Genomic DNA, 8,135 nt, shown 5'->3' with positions numbered 1-8,135 from the left:
GCCAACAGCAAGGCATCGTATTCTTCCTCATATTCCCCTTCAGTACTTCGCACAGTGACCATCTTGCGGTCCGGTGCAACGGCAATAACCTCACTGTGATTGCGCACCTCAACATTGAACAGATTATTGAAGCTACGGGGATTCATCACCAGCAGGTCATCCCGCTCTTCAATTGTCCCCCCCACATAATATGGCAGGCCACAATTTGCAAAGGAAATATCCTCCCCCCGCTCAAAAAGAATTATCCGGGCCGTTTCGTCCAAGCGGCGCAACCGGGCCGCTGCTGTAGCTCCGCCAGCCACCCCACCGACAATCAAATATTTCTTCATATGCTTCGTCCCTTCTAAAAACTTGGTTGATTCATAATTACTCATTCCTATTACTACCCCTTCAGTCATCTATAGATGCCAGCTCCCCCAAGGGAGCCAAGGAGAAATTCCTAATTCCTAATTCTTAATTTCTACTACCTCAGCTTGGCCTTACAAATCGTCTGGGTTAAGGTCCCCATTGGACAGAATACACACCAGGACCGCGGCTTATAAACCAGCATAGCTGCTATGGCGATAACTTCCGAAGTCAGCATCAGACTGTATAGGCCAAAGGCAAACTGAGCCACCCACGGGCTAACCCCGGCCGAATAGGTCCAGTTCCACGGCAACTGAAAACTCCAAAGCAGTGTTACCACATCCTGCAAAGACTGTATTTCACTGCCAACCAAATATGATGTGTAGATAATATTAAAGAACATAGCAAAGAAAAAAGCCATAAAACCATAACGGAAAATTTTCCCCTTCATCCACTCCGGCATGTCTCGCCGGCGGGACAATCCCACCTGACTACCCATAACCCTGAGGAACTGGCCCCGGTCACAATACCGGTTGCAAAACAGCTTATTGCCACCTCCAATGGCAAAAATCAATGGCAGACAAAAACTGATAAGCCCCAGCCAAGCAAAGAGAATGTTTACAAAGCCCAGAGAAAAGTATATAACCGACCATATCCACAGATAATGGTACCAATGACGCTGCTGTTTCATTCCCGCACCTCCACCTTGATGGCTGTAGCCGGACACTCCTTGGCACACATCCCGCAACCCACACATTTTTCCTCAACAGGGCAGGCGTAGCTTCCCTGTACTATCTGCATAGCCCCCATCGGACACACATCCACACAGGTACCACACGCTACACATATATCCCGATTAACCACCGCATGACGAGGCGATAATTTTCCCATACTTATTTTTCCTCCTGATTGTTTTCCAATTCTTCCTCACCAAACAGGCAAGCCAAAATAGACTTTACCCGTTCATCCTTCAGCTTATAGGTTATTTCCAGGCCATTGCGTTCCCCCTCAATAACTCCGGCCTGACGCAGCTTGCCCAAATGCTGGGAAACAGTAGACTGAGGTACATCCAGACAGCATTGCATATGTGTTACATTACAGCCACCGTTTTTCCACAGCCCCCGCACAATGCATAACCTTATCGGATGAGCGATAACCTTTAACAGTTCGGCCTTTTCTTCCATATTTTTCAAATCTATAACCATTTTTCCACCTCCATCAGTATATTTATATATTACGATATATAAATATACTTGTCAATATTTGAACTGCAAAAATAAAAAAAAGAGCAGGCTTTATTATGCCTGCTCCTTGCACCAACGCTTTTGATATTGCTCCAATTCCCGGGTAACTGCCTTCAGCACCTGCCAACCTACATCATTATGGTTCTGCAGCAAATGCTTGAACTGCATCCTTGGGATGTTTAAAATCTGGCACTCATCGAACGCCTCCAACAAGAAGGAGGAAGGAACCCCCAGTACCGCCTGAGGATTTAATAGCTGTCCATCATAGGTCACATCCAGGGGCTTCATCCACTCATCATTCCCCTTGCAATATCGGGCTACACTACCACTCAGCAGCAACAACAGAGCGGTCTGATTATCGTTTTCGTTTAAAATGACATCATCCTTTTGATATGAAGACACCCAACAGGAATCCAGCAAGGACCTGAGCGCCGCTTTATCCAAGCTAAGCAGCATCGGCACTTCGCTTAGAAGCACCAGATTCTTTTCTATCTCATTGTCCTCCATATCACGGGTTTCAGCAATACTGAACTCCTCCATATGGCTGCTCACAATCATGGGATGATGAAACAAATTATGAGGTGTCCAGTGTTTATCAATTATCAATGGCCAGCTTATCAGATAAATATATTCTTCATTGGTAATGCGAAAAATATATATTCTCAACAGCTTGCCTGCCCGCAAATCAAAGGGACGACGCCGATCTGCTTCCGCAATACGGTGCATGGTATCCATCAGGCCATCTCCTGCCAGGGACTCCGCTGCCTTAAAAACTGGCTGTATAGTATTGGAATTTAGGATAACCCGCCACAGCTTACCGCTACCAAAATAGTAATTGGACCGAAGATATGGATCACTCATCACTTCATCCTTCAAGTAACCCAAATAGGTCACCGGAGCAATCTTTCCCCTGACCCGAAAAATTGCCTGCACAGCCCCCCGGGACAGTTGCCCCTTTTCGCTGAGGACCTTCAGTTCATCTTCGTCCACATTAACAATATCTTTAATGTTATTGCCATATATCCGTCTAAGCTCGTCCATAAGTGTATGGCCAATATTGCCCACATGATATTTTGGTCGTGAACTTGTCGATATAATGTCCATTTATCTGGGACTCCTTCTCACAAATTTCACTCTGAACATTTTTACTATATAATGCATCACACATCAATATATTAACATTATCACGCTATATTTTCTAGTAAATATATATAGGACAAACCGCATAATTATTATAAAATCCCCTCTGAAGACACTTAGTATCCTCAAAGGGGATCGAAATTATATCTGCCCACGCGTACTGCACGGATTATTTTGGCTCAGCCACAACATTGAACTCATTTGCACTATGATGTTTTAACACTGTTGCTATAATAAAATTCAACACAAAACAACCGGCAAAAAACATCATTGTGTTGGTATAGCTATGAGTATATTCCCAAAAAACGGACACGATGGTTGGACCAACAACCCCAGCCAAGCCCCAGGCTGTCAAAACCCGTCCATGAATGGCACTCAATTCCCTGGTTCCAAAGATATCGGACAGGTAGGCCGGCATACAGGAAAACCCTCCACCATAGCAACTGATAATCAAAAATACCAATGCCTGAAAAACTACAATATCACGGGTACCGGCCAACAGCCAGAAAGCAGCTACTTCAATTAAAAAGAACAACATATATGTAATTCCCCGGCCAAGATAGTCGGATATGGTGGACCAGATAATCCGCCCACCACCGTTCAGCAAACCAATAATCCCAACCATAGCCGCCGCACCGGCCGCATCCATTCCCACCACCTGCTGAGCCATAGGGGAAGCCACGGCCAACAGGCCAATGCCACAGGTAATATTTACAAAGAATACCCACCACAATGCAGCAAACTGCCAGGTTTTTACAGCCTCATCCGCCGTATAGCCTGCATAAAGTCCAGTTGCCTGCTTATCGCTTTTTACAGCCACCGGTGGCTTAAGATAAAGGGCGGAGGCCCCCATGATAACCATATAGATTATGCCCAAAATAATGAAATTATTTACAAGGCCAAATTCAACAGTCAGCCACTGCATCGCCGGACCGGCAATGAGCGCGGCAAAGCCAAATCCCATAATAGCCAGACCAGTGGCAAAGCCCCGATGATTTGGAAAATATTTAACCAAAGTAGAAACCGGGGTAATATACCCCACACCAAGTCCGATACCACCTATAACTCCATAAAAAAGATACAGCAAGGGCAAGCTGTGCAGGGAAAGGGCCAGTGCTGACCCCAGCATACCGGTACAAAAAAACATCATTGACAATAACCCGCTGATTCTTGGACCGTGTTTTTCCACAAACCGTCCCAAAAAGCCAGCTGATGTACCAAGAAAAAGAATTGCAATAGAGAAAATCCAGGTGGTTTCAGAAAGAGTAAACCCCATCTCCTCCATTATTGGCCTGGTAAGCACGCTCCATGCATACACGCTGCCAATGGAAATGTGAATCCCCACCGCTGCCAAAGCAATTAACCAACGATTACGCATTATAAACCATCCTTTCTGTAAAAACCAGAAAAGAGCTTTTCTCCGGCATTCTTTGCCAAAACAAAAAACCGCCCGGACAAAATCTCTCTGCCCAGACGGTCGGCACATCACAACCCTGCAGTACATGTGGTCAATTCCACCTTATTCCGTCAGTCCTGCACGGTCTATAAACTTTTCAACACCATCAGTATAACAGGGTACCACATCGGTGTCAAGTTTTAGATTATTTCCATTCACCAATAGCCTTCAATGCTTTATATACGCTTTTTCAGCATATCAGCCGCCGCCAGCAAGGCCACTATCATCGCCGATGGTCTCGGCGGACAGCCCGGCACATAAAGATCTACCGGAACAACCTGATCAGCCGCCCCTACTATGGCATAGGTATCACCATAGGTTTCTCCACCGGCAGCGCAGGCCCCACAGGCCATTACCAGCCGTGGCTCCGGCATAGCTTCATAACTCATTTTTAACGCCATCTCCAGATTGCGGGTCACCACTCCGGTCACCATCAGCAAATCAGCATGCCGGGGCGAAGCCACAAAATGCACCCCATAACGGGCCAGGTCATAATATGGATTGCCTGTTGCTCCCATTTCAAAATCACAGGCATTGCAGGATCCAGCATCCAAATGCCGCACATGCAAAGAACGGCCCAGCTTTTCCTTTAACACATCCTGCAAAGCCTCCTGCCCTGCCTCAATAAGATACGGCATAGCATCAATATGCTTATGGGATAGACCTGGATTCTGCCCCTCGGTAATGGCCTTTTGGGCACAAGCCTCCACGCAACGGCCACAAAAAATGCATTTTTTATAATCTATAGTATATTTATCGCCATTGACCGCAAATGCCTTTACCGGGCAAACATTGCTGCATAGCTCCAGCGTCGATGCCTCAGCCGTTCCTTCAATTGGGCCTCTATATCGGTCACTGCCTGCCAGAGAGATTTGCTCAGTAGCAAGCTTGTCTTTAAAAATTCGTTCCAAAACCTTAAACATAGCTTTTACTCATCTCTCCTTTATCGGTCTATGCAGGCATAGCACAGCTCAAAGCTCTTATTTATCAACGGAAAATCCGGAATAATATCCCCCTGGACCGCCACCGTGAGCGCCGGCCAGTTCGGATAGGATGCACTGCGGACAAAGAGCCGGTCAATACGACCGTCCTTATCCAATGCTACATAATGAAAATTACTGCCCCGGGCGGATTCACTGATGCCCCAATCAGCCCCTTCGGTGTAGTTTAGTTCAACTGACAGCTCCGTCTCACCACAAACACTAAGCATATCCAGAAGAGCATCCACCATTTCAAAGGAAGCTGACAGCTCACCTATACGCACCAGCAAACGGGCCGCCACATCCCCCATAGTCTTGGTATAAGGCTTAAAATTCAGTTCACTGTACACGCCATAGTCAAAATCACTGCGACTGTCATGAGCATAGCCACTGGCCCGGGCTCCCACCCCTACCATGGCCAAATCAATGGCGGTCTGACTGCGAATAATTCCTGTGGTCTGAACCCGGTTTTGGAAATTTTCCTGCTCAGCAAACATAATGGACAAATCCTCTACGCCGTCGGCCACATCATCCACTACTTCATGTATCCGCTCCGACAGAGCTTCATCTACATCCATGGCTACACCGCCAGGTATAATCATCCCCCGAAGGAACCGGTTGCCGGCTACTTCCTCACAAAGACGCATCACTTTTTCCTTCAGCCGGCCCCCTAGACTAATGGCCGGATTAAAGCCTACACCAGCCGGGATATTGCCCAAATCACCCACATGATTTGCAATGCGCTCCAGCTCCATCAGGAGAGTACGGATAATCTCCGCCCGTCTGGGCACACTTATCCCGCAAATCTTCTCCACGGCCTGGCAAAAGCTCCAAGTATTGGCAATACTGCAGGCACCACAAATTCGCTCAACAATTGGCAGAGCCTCATATGGTGACTTCCCTTCCACAGCCTTTTCAATGCCCCGGTGGGTAAAGAACAGCTTGGCATCCAGCTGCAGCATAGCCTCCCCAGCCTGACTGAACCGAAAATGACCCGGCTCAATTATTCCGGCATGAATTGGACCTACCGGTACCTCAAACAGGCCTTCCCCCTTGGCGGTACGAACCTTAAACTTCCGGTCCCCCCGCACCTTGGCATTGACCTGTACATTTTTCCGCAGAGGATAAAAATCCTCCGGAAAACTTTCATGCAGTACCAACGGTCTAAGGTCCGGATGTCCCTTCGGTACCAGACCAAACATATCCTTTATCTCCCGTTCATACCAGGCTGCCGCCGGTACTATATGGGTAATACTGTCATATTCCAAAGAACCATTTGGGTTAAAGACCACCTTAAACCCATCCATTGTCTTTGTTTCCGGAAATTCAAAATAACAATATATTACATAGCCCACCCCGGATGCTGTTTCATCCCGGCCGAACATGGCCGTTAAAGGGTGCGCTCCGTTAGCCGAATATTTTTCTGCCGCCATCAGGATAGCTTCCGGCATAATAGTAGTCATCATTATGCTACACCTCCCAATACAATCCTAGCAGCACTTTCCAGCAAATGATTGAGTACCGTAATTTCACTCAAACCGGCACTAGCCACACAGCTAAACAGAAGCAAAGCCGCAATAACCACTGAATCCACTACGCCAAACAGCTCACCGGAGGATTTACGCTTTGGCTGACTGCCCAGCATCCGCAGAATGTGATACAGAATACCAATCAGCATCCCCGCCAGCAGTACCAGCGTAATAATTCCCATCCAAGGATGGTCAGCAGTGAAAAAACCGTATATCATATAAAATTTGCTGAAGAATACACCAAATGGTGGCATACCCAAAATAGCCACAATGCTAAGCAACAAAAAGCAGGCTGTCTTTGGCACCTGAACCATCATACCGTGAATACGCATCATATTTTTGGTACCGTATTCCTCCATAATAGTCCCGGCCGTATAAAACAGCGAATACTTAACTAAGGCATGATTGAACATATGCAAGAGCATAGCCTGAGCTGCTACAGGCACAAACAGGCCCAAGCCCGCTACCATCAGACCAAAATTCTCCATGGAAGAATAAGCCAGCATACGCTTGATATCCCGCTGTACCACCACAAATGGCACAGCCACAGCAATGGTAAAAATACCAAAAAACAGGCACAGGCCACTGATAAAGTCAATACCAATAGCCGGCATTAAAATAATTATATTTCGTATCAGTACATAGATAGCACAAATACACAGGGAGCCGGATAACAGGCCGCTGGTCAGGGCCGGGGCCTCAGAATGGGCATCCGGCAGCCAGGCATGCATTGGTGCCAAACCGATTTTCGTACCATAGCCCACAAAAAGGAAGCAAAAGGCAAACTTGGCCATTGCCGGGTTTATTTCCCCGCTGTGCTGGGCCAGATACAACCAGTCCAACGGATTGGCTGTGCCAATATTGTTCAGCTGAATATAATACACGATAATGGTCCCCAGCAGGGCCAGACAAATACCCACAGTGCAGACCATAACATATTTCCAGGTTGCTTCCAGAGAAGTACGGGTAAACTTAAAGGCCACCAGCAGAGCTGATACCAGTGTAGTCGCCTCTATGGCCACCCACATAAGCCCAAGATTATTTACCAATACCACAACAAACATAATCCACACAAAGATGTGGGACAGGGCATAAAAACGCCCCTCCAGCCGACCAAACCGGCGCAGATAGCCATATCGCTTATTGGTATCCCGATCCAGATAGGCCTTACTGGTCCAGGCGAAGGCAAAATACAGAGTACCAATAATAATCATCATCCACATACTGAGCGCATCCAGATATATGTACCGGCCAATGTACGGCATATCCGGATCAAAGCTCAATGTCAGCATCACAATGGCTCCGGCCACCGCAGTAGCCACAAGCCTGTTCAGCCAATGCAACAAATCCTTGCCCAAGCAGTTGGTGGCCGCCACCCCGCTGAATATCACTGGCAGGGCAAGTATGAAATATAATAAATCTGTTATGCAATAATTCATTT

Annotated in this window: 9 protein-coding genes and 1 riboswitch; all 9 genes read right to left on the bottom strand. The window is 47.1% G+C overall.

Features of this window, described 5'->3' with window-relative positions; genetic code table 11:
• A partial coding sequence (locus tag QZV24_RS02520) for an FAD/NAD(P)-binding oxidoreductase (RefSeq protein ID WP_294519683.1) occupies window positions 1-329 on the bottom strand: 329 nt, incomplete at its 3' end.
• A gap of 134 nt (window positions 330-463) precedes the next feature.
• Window positions 464-1,036: a 4Fe-4S binding protein gene (locus tag QZV24_RS02515; RefSeq protein ID WP_294519677.1), complete on the bottom strand. Its 573-nt coding sequence runs from the start codon at window positions 1,034-1,036 to the stop codon at window positions 464-466.
• Complete coding sequence (locus QZV24_RS02510; RefSeq protein WP_294519671.1) at window positions 1,033-1,236, bottom strand: 4Fe-4S binding protein; 204 nt, start codon at window positions 1,234-1,236, stop codon at window positions 1,033-1,035. Before QZV24_RS02510 ends, QZV24_RS02515 begins: the two co-directional genes overlap by 4 nt.
• 2 nt (window positions 1,237-1,238) lie before the next feature.
• Window positions 1,239-1,550, bottom strand: a complete 312-nt coding sequence (locus tag QZV24_RS02505; RefSeq protein ID WP_294519668.1) for a helix-turn-helix transcriptional regulator — start codon at window positions 1,548-1,550, stop codon at window positions 1,239-1,241.
• A gap of 93 nt (window positions 1,551-1,643) precedes the next feature.
• Window positions 1,644-2,693, bottom strand: coding sequence for a cyclic nucleotide-binding domain-containing protein (locus QZV24_RS02500; protein WP_294519665.1), 1,050 nt, complete (start codon window positions 2,691-2,693; stop codon window positions 1,644-1,646).
• A 205-nt stretch (window positions 2,694-2,898) separates the two neighbouring features.
• Window positions 2,899-4,107 carry an OFA family MFS transporter gene (locus tag QZV24_RS02495; protein WP_294519662.1) on the bottom strand — a complete coding sequence of 403 codons (1,209 nt, stop codon included), beginning with the start codon at window positions 4,105-4,107 and terminating at the stop codon, window positions 2,899-2,901.
• Window positions 4,108-4,189: 82 nt separating this feature from the next.
• Window positions 4,190-4,274: riboswitch (ZMP/ZTP riboswitch) on the bottom strand.
• A gap of 87 nt (window positions 4,275-4,361) precedes the next feature.
• Window positions 4,362-5,108, bottom strand: coding sequence for an NADH-quinone oxidoreductase subunit NuoB (gene nuoB, locus QZV24_RS02490; protein ID WP_294519657.1), 747 nt, complete (start codon window positions 5,106-5,108; stop codon window positions 4,362-4,364).
• Window positions 5,109-5,128: 20 nt separating this feature from the next.
• Window positions 5,129-6,631 carry an NADH-quinone oxidoreductase subunit C gene (locus QZV24_RS02485; protein WP_294519654.1) on the bottom strand — a complete coding sequence of 501 codons (1,503 nt, stop codon included), beginning with the start codon at window positions 6,629-6,631 and terminating at the stop codon, window positions 5,129-5,131.
• Window positions 6,631-8,133, bottom strand: a complete 1,503-nt coding sequence (locus QZV24_RS02480) for a proton-conducting transporter membrane subunit (RefSeq protein ID WP_294519651.1) — start codon at window positions 8,131-8,133, stop codon at window positions 6,631-6,633. The genes QZV24_RS02485 and QZV24_RS02480 overlap by 1 nt, the downstream gene beginning before the upstream one ends.
• Window positions 8,134-8,135: the final 2 nt, after the last annotated feature.

This window comes from uncultured Anaerovibrio sp. (assembly GCA_902786545.1).
Taxonomy (GTDB): domain Bacteria; phylum Bacillota; class Negativicutes; order Selenomonadales; family Selenomonadaceae; genus Anaerovibrio.
The sequence above is the reverse complement of the archived record's forward strand: the minus strand, read 5'-3'. Positions and strand labels throughout refer to the sequence as shown.